The following is a 19,711-nucleotide window of genomic DNA, read 5'->3' as shown; positions in this document are numbered from 1 at the left end:
CTCCACCCCCTCACTCCTCCACCCGCCCACTCATCTACCTCTCATTTCCCTAAGAAGCAGCCTGAAACCGCCGCTCCACCTCCGGCCAGTTGACGACGTTCCACCAGTTCTCTAGGTACTGAGCCCGCTGGTTCTGGTAGCGCAGGTAGTAGGCGTGTTCCCACACGTCGTTGCCCATGATTGGGTACTGGCCGTCCATGATGGGGCTGTCTTGATTGGCGGTGCTGGTGATTTCTAGACTACCCTGGCCGTTGCGCACTAGCCATACCCAACCGCTACCGAACTGATCACCGCCTGCTTCGTTAAACTGCTCCTGGAAGCTGCTGAAGTCACCAAAGGTTTGTTCGATGGCTTGGGCGATTTCGCCAGTGGGTTCGCCGCCGCCATCGGGGCTCATGATTTGCCAGAAGATGGTGTGATTGAGGTGACCACCCCCGTTATTACGCACCGTCGTCTGGATATCGTCGGGCAGGTTGTCTAGATCGCGCAGCAGAGACTCAACGCTGCGGCCCTGCAGGTCTGGGTAGTCTTGTAAGGCTTCATTCAGGTTGTTTACGTAGGCGGCGTGGTGCCGGTCGTGGTGCAGCCGCATGGTTTCGGCATCGATTGCGGCTTCTAGGGCACCGTAGTCGTAGGGTAGGGGCGGCAGTTCAGCGGGGGTCGCTAGTTCGCGGTCTACATAAGCAACAGGTGAGGTCTCAGCCTGGGCCTGTTGGGCCTGGGGTTGTCCGGCAGGAGTTTGGGCTTGGGGTACGCCTTGGCAGGCCACCAATAGCAGTAGGGCTGCCATGCCCGAGAGTACGTACTTGAGCTGACGCTTCAAAAACTTCATTAATTTCAACCTCAAAAACGATAAACCCTCAACCTTTGGAAAAGGGATAGAAATTGGCTTGTCAAAGGAAGGCCAGAGGTGGAGCAGCAAACGACTATCGAATCCGCCGATTGGGACGCGAGCCTTCAATCGCATCGCCTTTGGATGAAAACAGGCCTAGGGGCGGACCCAAGGCCAGGCCTACGAGAAAGCCTCCGGCATGGGCCCAGTAGGCAATGCCGCCAGTCTCGATGCTCGTGGTGGCTTGCAGGCTGGCCACACCGTAGAACGCCTGCTGAAAAAACCAAAATCCCAGGAAAAATACGGCGGGAATGCGGAAGGTGGTCAGGAAAATTCCCAGGGGTATCAGGGTGAGAATGCGGGCCTTGGGAAAGCGCAGAATGTAGGCTCCGAGAACACCTGCGATCGCACCACTCGCCCCCACCGTAGGAATGCTGGACTGCATGGAGAAAAACCACTGGGCCAGCCCTGCCAGCGCTCCACAGGCCAGGTAAAAAAAGAGGTAGGGAACTCGGCCCAGCTTTTCTTCAATGTTGTTACCAAACACCCAGAGGAACAGCATGTTGCCGCCCAGATGCAAAAAACCGCCGTGGAGAAACTGGGAGGTAATCAGGGTCAGTGACTGAGCAGTGATTTGGGTTGGGTCGCCGCTTTGAAAGGCCTCAGTAAGCTGACTGGGTACGATGGCAAAGTTCTGAAATAGACTCTGCAGCTGGTCAGACGGCAACATCAGCTCATAGATAAAGACCAAAACATTGGCGACAATCAGCCCATAGTTAACCCAGGGCGTGATTTTGGTCGGATTGTTGTCATGAAGAGGAACCACGTTAGTTTTCTTGGGGTTTCCGCCACTTTTATCGTGAAGATTAAATGTGACCTGAAAATGACAAGCGGGGGTTTACTCCTTTTGATTAGCGGGTAACCCGCAGAATTTTGTCTTGCTCGCTGGGACAACCGCCGCGTCCGTCGCAGTTGCTGGTGGTGATATAGAGTTCGCCGTCTGGCCCCATCACGGCATCCCTGAGGCGGCCATACTCGCCCTGGAGATAGACCTCGTGGCTCTGCACCTGACCCGGATTTTGGGGGTCGAAGGCAACTCGCTGCAGGTGCTCCGAGCGCAGGGTGGCAATGATGAGGCTGTCTTGCCATTCAGGGATAGCAGTACCGGTATAGATTACGGAACCGCCAGGGGGCAGGGCCTGCTGCCAGACGATAGAGGGCGTCACCAGGCCAGGTTCTGACTCGCAGCGGTATGTGGTGGGCCAGCCCAGGTTGTCTCCGGCGCGGGCAACGCTAGCTTTGTCGTGGCCGCTGCGGCCCAATTCGCCGCTGGGACCGTGGTCGGTTACCCACAAGGTGGAAGCATCGATCCAGTCAAAGCCTTGGGTATTGCGAATGCCGGAGATAAACACTGGGTTGCCGGGGAAGGGGTTGTCTGCGGGCACTTCACCTTCGGGGGTAACGCGCAGAATTTTGCCCGCTAGGCTGTTTTGGTCTTGGGAGATATCGGGGTCGCGGGCATCGCCCGTGCCGATGTAGAGCATGCCGTCGGGGCCAAAGCGGATGCGTCCGCCGTTGTGAAATTGGGCAACGGGAATATCGCCCAGGATGGTGCGATCGCGAGTTGCGCTCAGTCCATCCTCCGAAAGCTGCCAGCGCTCTACCAGATTAGTGCGAGAGCCGTCGCGGTTGGCCGTGTAGTAAACGTAAAACCAGCGGTTGCTGGCAAAGTCGGGGTGAACGGCGATGCCCAGCAGCCCCCCTTCTCCAACATCTGTGGCCTCAATAGTGGCGACTGGGTTTGGCTGCAGCTGGCCCTGGCGCACTAGGCGCACCCGTCCGGCTCGCTCCGTCACCAGCATGTCGCTATTGGGCAAAAAATCGATGCCCCAGGGCACTTCTAGCCCCGAAGCAACTTCTTCAACCCGAATATCGACCTGCCCGGTGGGGCCAAAGCCCTGCTCCACCAACTCACAGGTAGCGTTGGTCGTTGAGACTTGCTGAACCTGTTCGGGGGCAGTGGTCTGAGGTTCGGGCGTTTGCTCGGGCTGAGTTGGGGTAGGTGTCGTGGGTTGACAGGCGGCGAGTGCGATCGCACTCGCAACCATCCCCCTCAGCAACAGGGCAGTGTGCCGCTTCAGTCGGCTGTTTTGAGTCGAAATTTGGTTCATAGGACTAAACCTTTTACTTGACTGTCTAGGGCCTTTAGCTACTCACCCACCTCATGATTGCTATTGTGCAGAAAATATAGGTCAGCGGGCAGCAGCCACCTCCGTCGTCACCGAGGGCGGCAATGCCACCGGGTCATCGTCCAAAGACAGCAGGAAGTTAACTAGATCTGTCTGGTCTTGAGGATCAAACCCGGCTTTTTGGTCTACCCAATATTCGTGACCCTGACCGCTGACATTGGCCCGCTGCAGATCGGGATTGGCCCGGTTGGCCTCTACCATCGGCTGACGCAGGTTGCGGTCTACCAGCATCCGCAGGCTTGCACCCGGATCGGGCTTAATGTGGCGCATGAAGGTACCTACCATGCCGATCTGGGTTGGGTCGGCCACGCTGTACCAGCCGTCTTCCTCCTGTTTGAGGGCCGTGGCGCTAGCTGCCACGCCGCCATCATGTAGGTAAGGCGCATGGAGATACACCCCAATCAGCTTCATCACCTTATAGCCTCCTGCCGGATCGCTCTGGGCGTAGGCCAGCTTGATGTCTTCTTCAGGCGTGATATCGGTGGGCACCGACAGCACCATCGGGTCTGCTGGAAGCGGCACCGGCACGTTGGGCGCGTAGGTGTCGGGCGGCACAAACGCCTCAGCGAAGTCCTTAGAGGCAGGAGCCCGTACCGGCTGGGTTTTCACTTCGCGCTGGGCAATCACTCTATGGTTAGTGAAGTAGCGACCGCTGTGGCAGGTAGCGCAGTTGGCGTTGTCGAAGATCTTCGCCCCTCGCTGAACTGACGCCACATCGGTAACGGCTTCATTTGGCGGCGGAGCCAGCGTGTTTTGCCAGGCCGACATCCCATTGAGCTGCTCTGCAACTAAGTGCCCTGGCGTAGCCGCCATCAGGCCGTTTTGCATAAATAGCGTGCCCTTTGGGTACTCCGGCATTTTAATTGTCCAGTTGATACCCGGGGAACCCGGAGTGGGATCAACAGATTCAAAAAACTCTGAGGGTCGCGCCCCTTCCGGTAGACGGAAATGGTCAGTAGGTGCATTTTGCAGCATCGTGCCTAGATAAATCTCTTTGTCGATGCCCAGCACCTCGGGGGCGGCATCTGCCGTAGTAGTCGGGTCGGCATTGAGGCCAAAGACAGCATTATTTAGGGTGGTCAGACCATGAAACCAGCCGATAGAAGCCACTCCGCTCCAGGCGTAGGGAAATGCTTCATGGGTGTAAGAGGAGGGCACCTGGGCCGAGTTGTTCTTCAGGTCGCCGTTGGAGACAAAATTACCCGGCGGCCACGACAGCAGCGCTCCGTCTACTGCCTTTTCCACCTGCTCGGCATTGGGAAGGTTTGCGGTCTCTCCCTCAGCAGTTAAGTAGGTGTGCTCACCAGAAGGAATCTCGGTCGGATTTACATCTGTTTGACGAAACAGCGCTGCCGAGTTTGGAGCCAGGGCCAGCAACATTCCCAGGTTGACGTCAGTATTAGTTGCCCCTTCGATAATTCGCCCCGTCTCCTGGTTTACTGTGGCATGACAGAGAGCGCAGGTAACGCCCACCTGGGGCCGAACGTTCTTCACATGAGTCACCAGGCCCAGCGGAAAGACAGAGCCCTTGGGCACGTCTAGCCCCGTGTTGATCACAGTGCCCGCTGGGAAGTTGCGATCGCCCAAAGTCACCGCCTCATCCAGCGTTACCTGCAGGTTATTGGTAGGCTGCCCCTTCAGCGCCAAAATCGCTTTAGTCAGCTTGGGCAGCCCCAAAGGACCGTCCAAGATTCCAATCACATCGGTAAAGAGCACCTCATTACCAAAGGTCTCGTGGTAGAAAGATTCTCGCCCCAGGGCCAGCAGATCTTCCGTAATCTCAACTGCGCCCTGTTCTGGTGACAGCTGCTGCCGCCCTTCCTCGGTTTGTAGCAGTTGAGCCGCTTCTGCCTGACTCACCGTATGCCCCAGCACATCGTAGGAGCCAACGCCCCGAGGCGGTGGCTGCGTCATCGGTGTATAGGTAGACGCCAGATCTGGTGGCCCAGTCGGCAGCGTCAGCTCTAGCCGATATCCCAGGAAGCCCACCAAGACGACCAGGGAGATAAGAAGAATTAAGGTTCGCAGTCGCATGGGTTTCTCCAGTGGAGTGAGCAGCCCATTCCCAGAAGTTGAGCGGGAATGGGGAGGCTCAAAGGAAGGCAGGGGACAGAGCTTGTAGGTTCGGTTGAGTCCCAGCAAAACTCAACAAGTTCAGAGGTTTGTTGAGTCTCGCAAGCTCGACACCAACCTAAAAAAAGGACTAGACACACCACTCCTCTTTCCTTGCCTGCACAGACAGAAGGAGGAGAGGGGAAGGTAGGTAATCCTCTTTTCATGCTCTGGGTTGAATGTGATGGAAAAGTGACAGGCTGCCAGGCTGCAGAACGCCTATGCCTGTAAAGTAGCAGATGGCTTGTTGGGTTGCGCTGCGCTTGACGCCAACCTGCGGAGTTACCTTATTCCTCTGCCCCCTGCTCCCCCGCCTTCCCCTCTTCACCTTCTGCCCTTCCTCCCTCAATTCGCCGGATCAAATCGATCGGCCAACACAGCTACCGGAATCATCGGCAGCGCAGGGAGTAGGCAAATCAGCCACTGAGTCAGCGTCAGCGGAGCGGTGGCAAATAGAGCATTGGCGATGCTCCACTGGCTAAACAGTACCTGCAGCACCACCGTTGCCAAAATGCCCCAGCCAATAGCGGGCGCATTGATCGGAGCTTTGCGGCCTCGGAGGCGATTTACCAAAGCCTGACCTAGCTGGCTAATGCTAAGCAGGTAAACGATCCGTCCGGCGACTAGGGCCTGAATTGCTATAGTGCGGGCAATGGCATTGCTGCCAAAGGCATCTTGAGCCCACTCAAACATGCCGAAGATCAAAATCCAGTTAAAAACTGAAATAATCACAATGCGCTTGAACAGGCTGCCGGATAGCAGCGGTTCGCGAGGGTTGCGGGGGGGCCGCATCATTGTGCGATCTTGCTTGGGCTCAAAGGCCAGGGGCACGGTCATAGCCACTGAGTTGACCATGTTTAGCCACAGCACCTGCAGGGCCAAAATCGGCAGTTCGCGGGCCAGCAGGGCGCTGATCAAAATGGTCATCGACTCGCCGCCATTAACGGGCAGGATAAATGCGATCGCTTTCCGCAAATTCTGATAAACCGTCCGGCCTTCTTCTACCGCTGCTTCAATCGAGGCAAAGTTGTCATCGGTCAGCAGCATGTCTGCCGCTTCACGGGCCACGTCGGTGCCCGCTTTGCTCATGGCTACCCCAATATCGGCCTGCTTTAGGGCTGGGGCATCGTTCACCCCATCGCCGGTCATGGCCACGATTTCGCCCCTAGACTGCAGCGCTTCTACCAGGCGCAGCTTTTGGGTGGGCGCAACTCGGGCAAACACAGAGCCATCTTCTAGGGCCTCGGTTAGCTCAGAGTCATTCATCTCAGCGAGCTGCTGGCCGGTAAAGCCTTGAAGTTGCCCACCCTTCTCCAGGCCAATCCGTTCGGCAATCGCTTTGGCAGTGGTCAGGTGGTCTCCCGTGATCATCTTCACCTGAATGCCCGCTGTTTGGCAGGCGTGGACTGCAGCCATCACCTCCTCCCGAGGGGGGTCGATCATGCCCTGCACCCCCAAGAAGATCAGGCCAGATTCGATGTCGTCATGCTCCAGATGAGTCTGTCGCTTGGGCACCCGTTTTTTGGCCAAGGCCAGCACTCGCAGGCCCTGTTCGGCTAGGCGCTCAGTCTCCATCCGCAGGCGGTCTGGTTCAATCGGCACCACCTGCCCCCGCCGATCCAGCATGGTCTGGGAGCGGTTGAGAATGGCCTCTAGCGCCCCCTTGACGTAGAGAGTGTGGTCTTCCCTCATGCGGTGCAGTGTAGCCATGTACTGAAACTGAGATTCAAAGGGAATGGTTTCTATTCTGGGCCACTGTGCGGCCAGCTTGGCCTGCTCCAGTCCAGCTTTTTGCGCGGCTGTGACCAGCGCTCCCTCGGTCGGGTCGCCCACAACAGTCCAGCGTTCCTCCTTCCATTCCAGGTGAGTGTCGTTGCATAGCACTCCAGCCATTAGGCACTCTTCTAAAGCAGGCAGCCCCCGCAGATTGCCAATAGGATCTGCGTTAGCCCCGTGCCCGGCCCGATCTCCTGCCGCGACCCGAATTTCTCCCTCAGGGGCGTAGCCGATGCCGCTTACTTGGTAGCGCTGACAGCCCGCATAGACCGCTTGAACCGTCATTTGGTTTTCGGTTAGGGTACCGGTCTTGTCGGAGCAGATTACAGTGGCTCCCCCTAAGGTTTCCACCGCTGGCAGTTTGCGAATAATGGCGTGGCGGCGGGCCATGCGATTGACGCCAATCGCTAGGGTGACCGTCACCACTGCTGGCAGTCCTTCGGGAATGGCGCTGACGGCCAGAGCTACTGCCGCCTCAAACATCTCAGCCCAAGAACGGCCCTGCCCCAGTCCGGCCACAAAGGTCAGAGTCGCTAGCGACAGGATGACATATAGCAGGGTGTGGCTGAATTTGTCGAATTTGCGAGTCAGCGGTGTGCTCAGGCTGCTGCGCTGCTCAATCGATTGGGAAATCTTGCCGACTTCTGTGGTATTGCCAGTGGCGACCACGACGCCGCTGCCTTGGCCAAAGGTAACAAAGCTCCCGGCAAAGGCCATATTGATGCGCTCGGCTAGCGGCGTATTGGCTCCTAGGGGTTCGGTGGCTTTGTTGACTGGCACAGATTCCCCGGTCAGGGCCGACTCGTCTACCTGTAGCCCCCGCACCGTGAGCAGTCGCAAGTCGGCAGGCACTTTGTCGCCCGAGGTCAGCAGCACTAGGTCACCGGGCACCAGCTCTTGAGAAGGGATCTGCTGCTTTTTGCCATCGCGGATGACGGTGGCTTCGGTGGTAACGGCTTTGGCTAGGGCTGCGATCGCACCTTCTGCCTTCGACTCCTGCACAAAGCCAATAATGGCGTTGATCAGCGTCACACCCCAAATCACCGCCGCATTGGTCCAGGAACCAAGGAAGGCTTTGATGATCCCAGCAACGATCAAGATGTAAAGCAGTGCCTGGTTAAACTGCAGCAGAAACCGCAGCCAGGCAGGCTTACCCGGTTTGGACTCCAGCTCGTTGGGGCCATACTGGCGGCGGCGCTCCGTCACTTCTGCCGGGGTCAGCCCTCGCTCAGCATGGCTTTCTAGCTGCCGAGCTACGTCCATGCCCGGCAACTCGTGGTAGATACCCACAGATGGGTTCTCTTTAGTGATCGTTTGCATAGCAATTTAGTGGGATAGGGTAGTCCAGACTGGCTCAGCAAAAGTACTCGAGCCCTAATGCGAGGCTCGACAGTCTGTGCTGAAACAGCGCCAGGCAGACACAGATCCACAGCTTTTTCCAACCCTCATAGGCAAAGCTACAGCTGCCCTCTAGCCCTAGAACAAACTGGTCGCAGGCTTTAAGTTTCTTTATAGTAAGGATTGAGTTTCCACCTTAGCGCCCCTCCACCCTACTGAAGCCAGGTCAGAATTTTGGGAGTAATTCGGGGGGATTTCGGGGGGATCAGGCAAATCAGGCCCACTGCCGCAGACGATAGCCCAGCCCGTGCACCGTCTCCACAAAGTCATCAGGAGCGCCTACCGCTCTGAGCTTCTGTCGCAGCGTGCGGATGTGGGTTTTAACCGCTTCTTCCGTGGGGGAATCTTCGGCAGACCATAACTGCTCGATGATGCCGGGACGGCTCAAAACCCGTCGACCGTTAGCCACCAGCAGCTCCAGCAGCGCATATTCCTTGGGCGTTAGCGTTAGCGGCTGGTCAGCGTAAGTGGCTTCGTAAGTACTGGGAACTAGGTGCAGCGGCCCCCAAGTCAGGGTGGGGTTAGCAGTAGGGCTACCTCGTCGCAGCAGTGCCCGAATGCGGGCCATCAGCTCATCTAGGTCAAAGGGTTTGACCATATAGTCATCGGCCCCAGCATCGAGGCCCAAAATCTTGTCGGCCTTGGTGTCGCGCGCCGTCAGCATAATCACCGGAATTGTCGCGTTGCGAGCCGTAGCTCCCCGCGCCCGCAGCATTTGACAGAGCCGGATGCCGTCGAGCTTGGGCAGCGTTACATCCAGCACTACCAGCTCATAATCCAGGGCATTCACCCACTCCCAGGCAACCTCTCCATCGTGGGCTACATCCACCTGATACTGGCGGTGGGTTAGCGCCTCCGTCAGCATGTCGGCAATCTGGGCATCATCTTCGACCACCAAAATACGCATGAAGCTCAGGAGCAGCAGACTTTAAAGTTAAAAGGTTGAAAGAGGGGCTTTTTGCGCTCAGACGAGGCTTTGCCAATTCCCCATCCACTCTAATGCACCGCCTGCTCAAACGGCTGGCCCCATTACGGCAAACCCCATGAGTTCAAGCCTTCCCCACTCAAGCCTCCCAAGTTCAAGCACCGTGAATTCAAGCCCGATGAATTCAAGCCCCCAAAATTCAAGCACCGTGAAGTGGTCGGTCGAACGCCTGTGGGTAACGGTGGCCTTTTGCCTAGCGCTGCTGCTAATGGGCGCGGTAAACTTCATCTCCTACCAAAACGCGACCCAGCTGATCGACCGCACAGTACAGCTTAAGCAGACCACCGAACTGCTAGCGACCCTTACCCATGTCTCAGCCACCCTTACCGATGCCGAGTCTCGTCGCTGGCGCTACATCTTGTTCGACGACCGGCAGGAGCTAGAGGCCTACGACCAAGCCATTGAGAGCCTGGATCTGAAGCTGGAGCAGCTGCGGCAGCCGCTCACCGACAAGCCCGGACAGGAGCAGCGCCTTGATCAGCTAGAAGCCTTAATTCATCAGCGGCGGCAGCTATTGGCCCAGTCTACTGAGCTTTATCGCCAAATGCGATCGCAACTGACCGCAGAGCATCCCCTGCTGGTACAGGCCAATCAAAACCAGACCCAAATTTACCAGGTCATTGCCGAGCTAGAAATTACTGAAGAGGAGCGGCTAGAAGTCCAGGTCAAACAGTCCCAAGCCAGCTCCCAAGCCCGTATGATTATCGAGATTTGCGGTACGGCATTGACCTTTGCCGTGCTTTTAGGGGTCTATGCGCTGCTCTACCGGCAAATGTTTAAGCGACAGGAGCTAGAGCAGATGCAGCAAAAGCTAGCCCAAGAAAAGGAGCTAGGAGAGCTAAAGCTGCAGTTTTTCTCGATGGTTTCCCACGAATTTCGCACACCGCTCAGCAGCATTTTGGGATCGGCCCAGCTGCTGAGAGAAACGCTATACAGCACGATCGACGCCGCAAAGCTCAAGGGCCTGCTTCGCATTCAGGCATCTGCTCGGCTAATGACGCAGCTGCTCAACGACATTTTGACGCTAGCTAGAGCCGATGCTGGCAAGCTGGAGTGCAGGCCCGAACTGCTTGAAATCCAATCTTTCTGCCTCAACCTAATCGAAGATCTGCAGCTACTCAACGAGCCGCCCAGGGCCATACAGTTTAGCCAGCAGGGCAACTGCACCCACGCCTATTTAGACGAAAAGCTGCTGTACTCCATCTTGAGCAATCTGCTCTCCAACGCCATTAAGTACTCGCCAGCAGACAGCCCAATCTACTTCACCCTGTACTGTGAGCCAGGGAGCATTGCTTTTCAGGTCAGAGACGAGGGCATGGGCATTGCCCCTGAAGATCAGGCCCAGCTCTACGAACCCTTTATTCGCGGCAAGAATATTGGCAACACCACTGGCAGCGGCCTGGGCATGGCCGTGGTCAAAAAGTGTCTCGACCTGCACCAGGGGGAGATTGAGCTAGAGAGTGAGGTGGGGCTAGGCACCACCTTCACCCTCAAAATCGCGCAGCCCCCAGCTAGCCAGGCAGGCTCAGGAGAGCTGTCTCTACCGGCCCAGGCCCGCTAAACCATCAGTCGCTTCAAGATCACCAGGGAGCGAGCTACCACCGGAACGGCTTGCGTGCCTGTAAAGACACGTTCCTCAGTGACAAAGCGCGGCTCTTTGGTATCGATCTCTACGGCCCAGGAGTCGCTGTTCAAAACCTCAGGCAGGTTAAACTCAATCGTCTCGTAGTGGGCGTTGAAAAACATCAGGAAGCTGTCGTCGCTGACGCGCTCGCCTTGAGGGCCAGGGCTGGGAATGCGATCGCCATTGAGAAACACAGCCATCGATTTCGAGTAGCCCACATCCCACTGTTCCTGAGTCATCTCGCTGCCATCGGGGTTGTGCCAGCTAATGTCGTTAACCTCTACCCCGTGGATCGCCTGACCCTGAAACCACTTGCGCCTCCGGAAGACCCGGTGCTGCTTACGGAAGTAAATCAGCTCCCGGCAGAAGTTAATTAGATCTTCGTTGCCCTCCGGCAACTCCCAGTCAAACCAGGAGATCTCGTCATCGTGGCAGTAGGCGTTGTTATTGCCCATTTGCGATCGCCCGATCTCATCTCCCCCCAATAGCATGGGCACCCCTTGTGAGAGCATCAGCGTGGTGAGGAAGTTGCGTCGCTGCTGTTCTCTTAGCTGCAGCACCTCCGGATTGCTGGTGGGACCTTCTTCGCCACAGTTCCAAGAGCGGTTGTGGCTTTCGCCGTCCTGGTTGTCTTCACCGTTGGCCTCGTTGTGCTTATCGTTGTAGCTGACCAGGTCGTTAAGCGTAAAGCCGTCGTGGGCCGTGATGAAGTTGATGCTGGCGTTGGGCTGTCGTCCATTCATCTGGAAATAGAGATCGGGGCTGCCGGTGAGGCGGTAGGCAAATTCGCCCAGCATCTCATCTTCGCCCCGCCAGAAGTCGCGTACGGTGTCGCGATAGCGGCCATTCCACTCCGACCAGTTGACCGGAAAGTTACCGACTTGATAGCCACCTGTACCCACATCCCAGGGTTCAGCAATCAGCTTCACCCCAGCTAGAACTGGGTCTTGGTGAATCAGGTCAAAGAAGGCAGACAGCCGATCCACGTCGTACAGTTCGCGGGCCAGGGCCGAGGCCAGGTCAAAGCGGAAGCCATCGACGTGCATCTCGCTGACCCAGTAACGCAGGCTGTCCATGATCAGCTTTAACACCTGGGGGCTACGCATGTGTAGAGAGTTGCCGCAGCCTGTGAAGTCCATGTAGTAGCGGGCATCGCCCTCTACTAACCGGTAGTAGCTGACGTTATCAATTCCACGCAGTGACAGGGTGGGCCCCATGTGGTTGCCCTCGCCAGTGTGGTTATAGACCACATCGAGAATCACCTCAATGCCGGCTCGGTGCAGCGCCTTCACCATCTCCTTAAACTCAGACACCTGCTCCCCTAAAATGCCGCTGGAGCTGTAGCCGGAGAAGGGGGCCAGGTAGTTAATGGAGTCGTAGCCCCAGTAGTTACGCAAGTTTTTGCTCGCCAAGTGCCCTGGCACCGACAAAAAGTGGTGAATCGGCATCAGTTCGACAGCGGTAATGCCCAACCGCTGCAAGTGTTCGATCGCAACCGGGTGGGCCAACCCGGCATAGGTGCCCCGCAGTTCCTTAGGGATATCCGGGTGCTGTTTGGTAAAGCCTTTGACGTGGACTTCGTAAATGACGGTATCGTGCCAGCGGGTCCGCAGCAGCGCATCGCCTTCCCAGTCAAAGGTTTCATCGACCACCACCGACTTGGGCATCAGTTCGGCGCTGTCTAGTTCTGAGTAGGAGAGGTCTTCGTCGGGGCTCTCCCAGTCGTAGCCAAACAGCTCAGGGCCATTGCCAACTTCCCCTGCGATCGCTTTGGCGTAGGGGTCGATCAGCAGCTTATTGGGGTTGAAGCGATGGCCTTCGTGGGGCGCGTAGGGGCCATACACTCGGTACCCATACTGCTGCCCCGGTCCAATGCCAGGAAGATAGCCGTGCCAGACAAAGTTGCTTACTTCTGTCAGCGGCACCCGTGTTTCCTCTCCATCTTTATCAAAGAGGCAGAGGTCAACAGCCGTTGCATGTTCAGAAAAGAGAGCAAAGTTGGTACCTTTTTGATCCCAGTGAGCTCCTAGGGGGTAAACGTCCCCAGGCCAAACCGCAACGTGCATATATTAAACTCCACTGATAAATCAGTTGATAGTGATGGTAGTGACTGAAGTTGAAAAAAAGCCCTACTTTGAACCTGGGCAGGTCCAACTGGGGCTTTTAGACATTACAAAGCCTGCTAGTACACTAGCAAAACCAATAGAGCAGGCAATCTACCCCAAGCGAGAATCATCAAGCCACAACCGCTTGCCTCTGCTCTAAAGCGTCAGACGGGTGAACAATTTCGATTATGATGCAGTAGTGGTTTTTGCCGGTAAAGCTTGTCTGTGCTGGCAAAATCTTGTGTTTTAGATAGGGAGTGCCTCATGACCGAGGCGATGCTACAGCACACTTCGCACCTAGATCAGCCGGCGCTAGACCTAGATGCGCTCAATCAAACTTTTAGCAATGCTGACGCCATCAAGCTGGTGCAGTGGGGCGCTGAGACTTTTGGCGGTGGCCTGGTGATGAGTACCAGCTTTGGCATTCAGTCGGCCCTAATGCTCCATCTAGTGACCCAGGTGATTCCCAGAATTCCCGTAATCTGGGTAGATACGGGCTACTTACCGGCAGAGACGTACCGCTTTGCTGAGGAGTTGACCACTCGGCTGAATCTCAATCTGCAGGTTTATCAGTCGCCCCTGAGTCCGGCCCGCATGGAAGCCCTCTACGGACAGCTTTGGGAGCAGCAGGATGTTGATTCGCTCAATCGCTACGACCAGATCCGCAAGGTTGAGCCGATGCAGCGAGCCCTGAGGGACTTGGGCGCAACGGCCTGGTTGGCGGGGTTGAGAGCAAACCAAACCGACCACCGCAAAACGCTGCAGCCGCTTGGCCTACAGGGTGGACGTTACAAGCTTCTGCCTATCCTGCGCTGGAGTTCGAAAGACATATACGACTATCTGGTCGCCCACGATCTGCCTTACCATCCGCTCTTTGATCATGGCTACGTGACCGTAGGTGATTGGCACTCCAGTCGGCCCCTGACCGCTGACGACAGTGACGAGCGCAATACCCGCTTTAATGGGCTAAAGCAGGAGTGCGGGCTGCACCTGCCACAGACTGCAGAAGAGGCAGAGAGTTTAAACTCCAGCTCGCTCTAGCCGCTCTCTGCTAGCAACAGCAAAAGGCTTCATGCTACAAGTGGCCTTTACTGTTCGCTTTGCTATGCCCTTTGGAGATACCTTACACGCTGCTAATGCCCTAATTGTGGGAGCCAACCAAGGCATCGGCCTGGGCTTTGTTCGGCAGTTGCTGTCTGACCAGCGCTACTCGCGCATCTATGCCACCTACCGCACCCCTGAGCGGGCTGAAGCCCTATTTGCCCTCCAGAAAGAACAGCCAGAACGCCTGCATTGCCTACCGCTCGACCTGACGGATGAGGCTCAGATTGAGGGCGCGATCGCAACCCTCAGCACCCTAACGCCCCAGCTCCACCTGGTGCTTTCCTGCGTCGGCCTGCTCCACGAGGGCGACCTGCAGCCCGAAAAAAGCCTGCGCCAGCTCAATGCTGATCAACTGCTGCGCTACTTCCAGGTCAACAGCATCGGGGGAGCGCTGCTAGCCAAGCAGTGCCTGCCCCTACTCAAGCACTCAGCGCCCAGCGTCCTCGCCGCGATCTCGGCCAAGATCGGCAGCATTGGCGACAACCAGCTGGGCGGCTGGTACGGTTACCGAGCCTCGAAAGCCGCTCTGAATATGCTGTTTCGCACCGCTGCCGTGGAGTACAGCCGCAAAAGCCCGAAGACGATTCTGGCCCTGCTCCACCCTGGCACCACCGACACCCAGCTCTCACAGCCTTTTCAGCGAGGGGTGCCGCCCGAAAAACTGTTTCCCGTGGAGCGAACGGTCGCTCAGCTAATGGCGGTGATTGAAAAATTAGAGTCAACCGACAGCGGCGAATTCTTTTCCTGGGACGGCAGCCGCTTACCTTGGTAAACCCAATTCAGCCCCCTATTTGGCCCTCATTCAGACAGATTGTCCATGCAGGTCAGCGCCAGGAAAGCTAGGGTCTAGGTATTGCTTTTCAATATTTTCTATGGACTTGCTTGAGAGCATCGGCATCGGCCTGGGGCTGGGGGCAGCGGCAGGCTTTCGTATTGTTGCGCCGTTTTTGGTGCTGAGTGCGGTGGCCCTGTTTGGCCATGTCCCACTGGCGGACAATCTGGATTGGCTGGGCACCTATCCCGCCTTCATTGGCCTGCTGGTAGCCTTGGCCTTTGAGATGCTGATCTACTTCATTCCTTGGCTGGACGCGCTCGCCGAAACCGTGGCGCTGCCGCTGGCGACGGTTGCCGGAACGCTGCTGATGGCCCTGGCTACTAATCAGCTCGATCCCTTTGCTCAGTGGAGCCTGGCAATTATTGCGGGCGGTGGCACCGCAGCCACAGTTAGGGGACTGAGCGGCTTCACACGGCTCGTCTCGACTGCCACCACAGGCGGACTGGCGAACTTTTTAATTGCGATCGCAGAAATCCTCGGAGCCCTGCTGCTGTCGTTTCTGGCCCTAGCCCTGCCGCTGGTGGTCTTGGTCGTCGTCGCTGTGATGCTTGCGATCGCAATCCAATTCGCCCTAAAAACCTACCAAAATTCTCGCTTGCGGACTCCCGAAGACGCTGCCTGATCCCCGCCTCACAGAAGGGAGACAATTTCGGCCATCAGAGCATCTATCTCCGACTCCAGCGTTAGGTAGTGAACGCAGGCCCGCACACAGTGAGGCGACAGCAGCACCCGCAGCAAAAAGCCGCGATCTTCTAAGTCTTTGACCAGCTGCCGATGCCGCTGCGGCGAGGGCACCCCCTGCTCCAGCACGTAAAAAGAGATCAGGCCCGACTCCGGTGGAGCCGAGCGCAGGCACTGAATGCCCGGCAGTTCATTTAGCCGCTGCCAGAGATAGTGGCTGAGCTGACAGATGCGCTGGTAGCGTTGCTCGGCAGTGCCCCAGGTGTGGTGGGTTGCGATCGCAGCCTCCAGCCCTGCCATCAGCGCAAAGTCTGAGGTTGCCACCTCATAGCGCTGGGCAGTCGGCTGCCAGCCCGTGGGGTTAGCGCTGGCATCAGTGGTAATGCCGCGCCAGCCAATATACGTGGGCTGGATCTGCTCTAACACCCCAGGCCGTACATAAAGCCCGCCTAACCCCGCTGGCCCGCACCACCACTTGTGCCCAGTAAACGCATAAAAGTCGATTTCTAGATCCGTCAGATTGAGCGGCAGCGACCCCACCGACTGCGCCGCGTCCACATGCACCAGCACCGGACGGGCCTGAGCATGACAGAGCTGAGCAATCGACTTGAGCGGCAGCACTTGTCCCGTATTCCAAAGAATGTGGCTGACCACCAGCATTCGGGTCTGAGGCTGCAGGTGCTGAGCAATCACCGCTACCGGGTCGCCCCCATTGAGCGTACTGAGAATTGGGCAGGTGCTGGCTGTCACTCCAAAGCGGCGACAAATCTCCTGCACCGCCGCTATCACCCCCGGATGCTCACAGTCCGTCATCAAAATGTGGTCGCCCGCCTGCCAATCCACGCCCCAGAGAGGAATGTTGCAGCCCACCGTTACATCTTCAGTCAGGGCAATTGCCTCTACCGGAGCCCCCAATTCCCCCGCCATCGTTTGCCGCATCGCCGCCCCGACAGCCCCTACCCACTGGTTCACCTGAACCGAAAACGGCCCCTCCTGCTGAGTACGTTCGTGAGCCTGCAAAATAGCATCAAGCGCGGCGCGGGGCATGGGTCCCTGACCGCCGTAGTTGAAATAGGTTTTATTGAGCAGCGCCGGAAACTGCTGCCGGAAGATAGCCAGGTCAGTCTGAGTTGAAGAAGGTGAATTCACAGGCCAAGCCATCAGTTGCATCTAGATCTTTTTCCAGTGTGAGGGATAACCGGATTTCCCGGAGCCTCTAAGTAGGGTTCTCCTTTCGGTTTTCGTTGACTAAAATTGTGGAACCTCAGATTTTGCAGTAGGCGCAGGAGTCTGCGCCCCTAACTAGAGGTACCTAGAGACAGACTCATCGACAGACCTTCAAGAATAGAAAAAGATGCTTCCCCTCTTGCATATCGTTTATTCCTGTGCTGTCATCTGTCGTAATACGGTATAACTGTCAATAAGGCATGTTCATCTTGTGGAAGGTGCTGAGTCCGGTTGGCTTATGCTGATCCGGTTTGAGGTTTCGCTACCGCCACCATTACTTAAAGGCTCTAGTTGCGATGATCCCGTGGGGATGTGGCCCGTGTTCCAACCCATGCTCTACTGCTTCAGCTAGTTCGCAGAAGCAGGAACCGCTTCGTCTAGGCTTGCTGCCGTGGCTGACGAAACAGGTTATATCCAGGCTGACGCTGTTCTGTTCTCCTGCCTCCATACATCACCTTGTCTGCTAGTTACCCCCTGCCGCAACGACCTGAGTCGGGGGGTGGCCATCTAGCCCCCCTGAGATTTCCGTCTGAAACAATTACCCCCAACTCAAAAACGCCCGTTCGCTGGCTGACTGATGATCTCCTGTTTCACTATCAGCGCTGCAGCCGACGGGCGTTTTTAGATCTATACGGCAGCTCTACAGCCAAAGACCCCCCTAGCGACTACCTAGCCAAACTCAGGCAAGACAGCACTGTGCATCGCTCCAGCGTGATGCAAGAGTACGAGCCGCTGCACCGACCGCGCTACCCCAAAGGAGACTGGACAGCAGGTGCAAAGGCAACTCAAGATTTGATGGCTCAGGGCATCGATGCGATCGCACAGGCCGTTTTAGTTGCCGACTCCGCTGTTGAAGGCATTCAGCTAGTCAGCCAGCCCGATCTGCTGATCAAGCAGCCCGGCTGGTCTCACTGGGGCAACTGGACCTACACCACTATTGACATCAAGCTAGGCAAAAAACCCAAGCTCGACTATCAGGTGGTTGCGGCCTTTCATGCCTATGTCTTGGCGCGAGTACAGGGCATGTGGCCAGAAACTAGCTGGCTGGCTCTGCGCGAAGGCAAAATCTATGCCGTAGACCTAGAGCGGCAGCTGCTCAAGCTCCAAGACACGCTCAACGGCTGCCTTTACGACCTACGCCAGTTAGAGCCGCCCGAAGTTTTTATCTCCCATAGCCGCTGCGACCTCTGCTACTGGTTTAGCCACTGCTACAGCAGCGCTAAAGCAGAGCAACACCTCTCTTTGCTGCCGGGAGTCACTCCCGCTCGCTATGTCTTCTTGCAGGAGCGCCACCTGACCACGGTTGAAGCGCTAGCCGCCGCCAACCCCCAGCAGCTCGCGCCGCTGCCCGGCTTTGGTGAACCTGTGGCCGAAAAGCTGGTGCACCAGGCCCAAGCCCTACTGGGCAACCGTGCGATCGCACGCACTACGCCCCATCCACCCCAGACCTTTGCGCTGCACCCGGCTGATCTGCCCTCTGCCGAAGTCGAGCTGTACTTTGACATCGAGGCGGCCCCCGACCAAGATCTGATCTATCTACACGGTGTTTTAGTCGTCGACTATCGCACTGGAGAAGAAACCTTCCATGCCCTGCTGGCAGAATCTCCCGAAGCCGAGCAAACTGCCTGGGCGCAGTTTTTGGAGCTGGTGCACGACTACCCCACCGCACCGATCTATCACTTCTGCCCCTATGAAGCTCAGACTGTGCGCAAACTAGGCCAGCTCTTTGGCACCCCCGACCCAGTTATTGAAACGCTGCTGACTCGGTTCTTTGACGTCCACAAAAGCATTACCGAGTCTGTTACGCTCCCGGTCGAAAGCTACGCCCTCAAGCATATCGCCCGCTGGATTGGCTTTGACTGGCGCGATGAAGGGGCCAACGGAGCCCAATCCATTTGCTGGTACAACGCCTGGCTAGAGACGTGCGATCGCACCTACCTCGAAGCCATCCTCCGCTACAACGAAGACGACTGCCGCGCCACCTATCGCATCAAAGACTGGCTAACAAAGTTTGCCCAGCCTTTCTGGTACCCCGAGGCTTAAGCCCTACCCAAAATTTTTAGGCCAACTTCCTGGAACAAACTTTTGGAAAATGTTTGACAAAAGCTACCAAAGCTTGTCATTATATAAATCGCCTCACCTGAGGCACCTCGGACGAGGAAACCCCTCTACGAGGGACTGTAGTTCAATTGGTTAGAGCACCGCCCTGTCACGGCGGAAGTTGCGGGTTCGAATCCCGTCAGTCCCGTTAAGTCAACAAAGAAATTACTTAACTCGTGGATGAGCTAGGCAAGCTAATAATTCATCCTTCCGCCAGGGGATGATGCGCATAGCCTGTCGCTTTAGCGTAGCCATGCAGCAGGCTATGCGCAGCATTAGTAGGTGTGTAATCTAACTGTGTTCATTCACCAAGTTACCTAACTTCTAACTAAAAGCTGCCTATCTAACGGCTAAGAGCATCCTATTCGCTCTCATACGGCGACTTTAGGGCTTAACTTGGGCGATCCGGTAAATAGGTTGCGATCGCAGCTTGGAGAAATAGCTGAGACATAGAAATACCTCGTTTCTGGGCTACTTCCTTCAGCTCTTGGTGGATGTCCTTAGGCACCGTTATGCGAACCGTGGTCTTCTTGGTGGGATCTATCGGCATCTATTAGGCAACATTAGGGCAACATTTCACCACAACAACTAAGCAGCCTAAGGAGAAAACTGCAAAGTCCCCAAAACAAGGAAGGTTGCGGCCTAACTCGCCAGCAGGACTTTAAACCCAACAAAGACACTAG

At 56.6% G+C, this 19,711-nt stretch carries 14 protein-coding genes and 1 tRNA gene; 6 read left to right on the top strand and 9 right to left on the bottom strand.

Translation table 11 applies throughout. The features are described 5' to 3' along the window. Nucleotides 1–49: 49 nt before the first annotated feature. The 6 genes from H6G13_RS14515 to H6G13_RS14490 all read right to left on the bottom strand — a co-directional run bounded on the left by H6G13_RS14515 (nt 50) and on the right by H6G13_RS14490 (nt 9,274). Nucleotides 50–832 carry a superoxide dismutase gene (locus H6G13_RS14515; protein ID WP_199305909.1) on the bottom strand — a complete coding sequence of 261 codons (783 nt, stop codon included), beginning with the start codon at nt 830–832 and terminating at the stop codon, nt 50–52. Nucleotides 833–926: 94 nt separating this feature from the next. Beyond that, on the bottom strand, nt 927–1,658 hold the full coding sequence (locus H6G13_RS14510; protein ID WP_190483939.1) for a rhomboid family intramembrane serine protease: 732 nt from the start codon (nt 1,656–1,658) through the stop codon (nt 927–929). 85 nt (nt 1,659–1,743) lie between these two features. Then, nucleotides 1,744–3,003, bottom strand: coding sequence for a PQQ-dependent sugar dehydrogenase (locus tag H6G13_RS14505; protein ID WP_242028324.1), 1,260 nt, complete (start codon nt 3,001–3,003; stop codon nt 1,744–1,746). 81 nt (nt 3,004–3,084) lie between these two features. Next, nucleotides 3,085–5,115, bottom strand: coding sequence for a di-heme oxidoredictase family protein (locus H6G13_RS14500; RefSeq protein WP_190483938.1), 2,031 nt, complete (start codon nt 5,113–5,115; stop codon nt 3,085–3,087). 423 nt (nt 5,116–5,538) lie between these two features. Continuing rightward, complete coding sequence (locus H6G13_RS14495) at nt 5,539–8,289, bottom strand: cation-transporting P-type ATPase (protein WP_190483937.1); 2,751 nt, start codon at nt 8,287–8,289, stop codon at nt 5,539–5,541. 292 nt (nt 8,290–8,581) lie between these two features. Beyond that, complete coding sequence (locus tag H6G13_RS14490) at nt 8,582–9,274, bottom strand: response regulator transcription factor (protein ID WP_190483936.1); 693 nt, start codon at nt 9,272–9,274, stop codon at nt 8,582–8,584. Between the two features lie 196 nt (nt 9,275–9,470). Here H6G13_RS14490 and H6G13_RS14485 point away from each other — a divergent pair, with 196 nt between their 5' ends. After that, nucleotides 9,471–10,913 (top strand): ATP-binding protein, encoded by a 1,443-nt coding sequence (locus tag H6G13_RS14485; protein WP_190483935.1) that lies wholly within the window; start codon nt 9,471–9,473, stop codon nt 10,911–10,913. On the opposite strand, the gene glgX is transcribed toward H6G13_RS14485, so the two are convergent. Continuing rightward, nucleotides 10,910–13,042 (bottom strand): glycogen debranching protein GlgX, encoded by a 2,133-nt coding sequence (glgX, locus tag H6G13_RS14480; protein WP_190483934.1) that lies wholly within the window; start codon nt 13,040–13,042, stop codon nt 10,910–10,912. The two genes, H6G13_RS14485 and glgX, sit on opposite strands and share 4 nt — an antisense overlap. 303 nt (nt 13,043–13,345) lie before the next feature. Here glgX and H6G13_RS14475 point away from each other — a divergent pair, with 303 nt between their 5' ends. The 3 genes from H6G13_RS14475 to H6G13_RS14465 all read left to right on the top strand — a co-directional run bounded on the left by H6G13_RS14475 (nt 13,346) and on the right by H6G13_RS14465 (nt 15,642). Further along, complete coding sequence (locus H6G13_RS14475) at nt 13,346–14,122, top strand: phosphoadenylyl-sulfate reductase (protein WP_190483933.1); 777 nt, start codon at nt 13,346–13,348, stop codon at nt 14,120–14,122. A gap of 64 nt (nt 14,123–14,186) precedes the next feature. Continuing rightward, on the top strand, nt 14,187–14,957 hold the full coding sequence (locus H6G13_RS14470; protein ID WP_190483976.1) for an SDR family NAD(P)-dependent oxidoreductase: 771 nt from the start codon (nt 14,187–14,189) through the stop codon (nt 14,955–14,957). Between the two features lie 100 nt (nt 14,958–15,057). Continuing rightward, complete coding sequence (locus H6G13_RS14465; protein WP_190483932.1) at nt 15,058–15,642, top strand: DUF4126 domain-containing protein; 585 nt, start codon at nt 15,058–15,060, stop codon at nt 15,640–15,642. Between the two features lie 8 nt (nt 15,643–15,650). Here H6G13_RS14465 and H6G13_RS14460 read toward each other — a convergent pair whose 3' ends face one another. After that, complete coding sequence (locus H6G13_RS14460) at nt 15,651–16,850, bottom strand: aminotransferase class V-fold PLP-dependent enzyme (protein ID WP_347277484.1); 1,200 nt, start codon at nt 16,848–16,850, stop codon at nt 15,651–15,653. A 534-nt stretch (nt 16,851–17,384) separates the two neighbouring features. On the opposite strand from H6G13_RS14460, the gene H6G13_RS14455 reads away from it, so the two are divergent. Beyond that, nucleotides 17,385–18,971 carry a TM0106 family RecB-like putative nuclease gene (locus H6G13_RS14455; protein ID WP_242028322.1) on the top strand — a complete coding sequence of 529 codons (1,587 nt, stop codon included), beginning with the start codon at nt 17,385–17,387 and terminating at the stop codon, nt 18,969–18,971. Between the two features lie 131 nt (nt 18,972–19,102). After that, a tRNA-Asp gene (locus H6G13_RS14450) sits at nt 19,103–19,176 on the top strand. A gap of 243 nt (nt 19,177–19,419) precedes the next feature. Here H6G13_RS14450 and H6G13_RS14445 read toward each other — a convergent pair. Then, complete coding sequence (locus H6G13_RS14445; protein WP_190483930.1) at nt 19,420–19,578, bottom strand: hypothetical protein; 159 nt, start codon at nt 19,576–19,578, stop codon at nt 19,420–19,422. Between the last annotated feature and the right edge of the window lie 133 nt (nt 19,579–19,711).

Origin of the sequence: Pseudanabaena sp. FACHB-2040 (assembly GCF_014696715.1) — a bacterium.
Lineage (GTDB): Bacteria > Cyanobacteriota > Cyanobacteriia > Phormidesmidales > Phormidesmidaceae > JACVSF01.
Note: the sequence above shows the minus strand (reverse complement) of the source record. Positions and strands in the feature narration are given on the sequence as shown.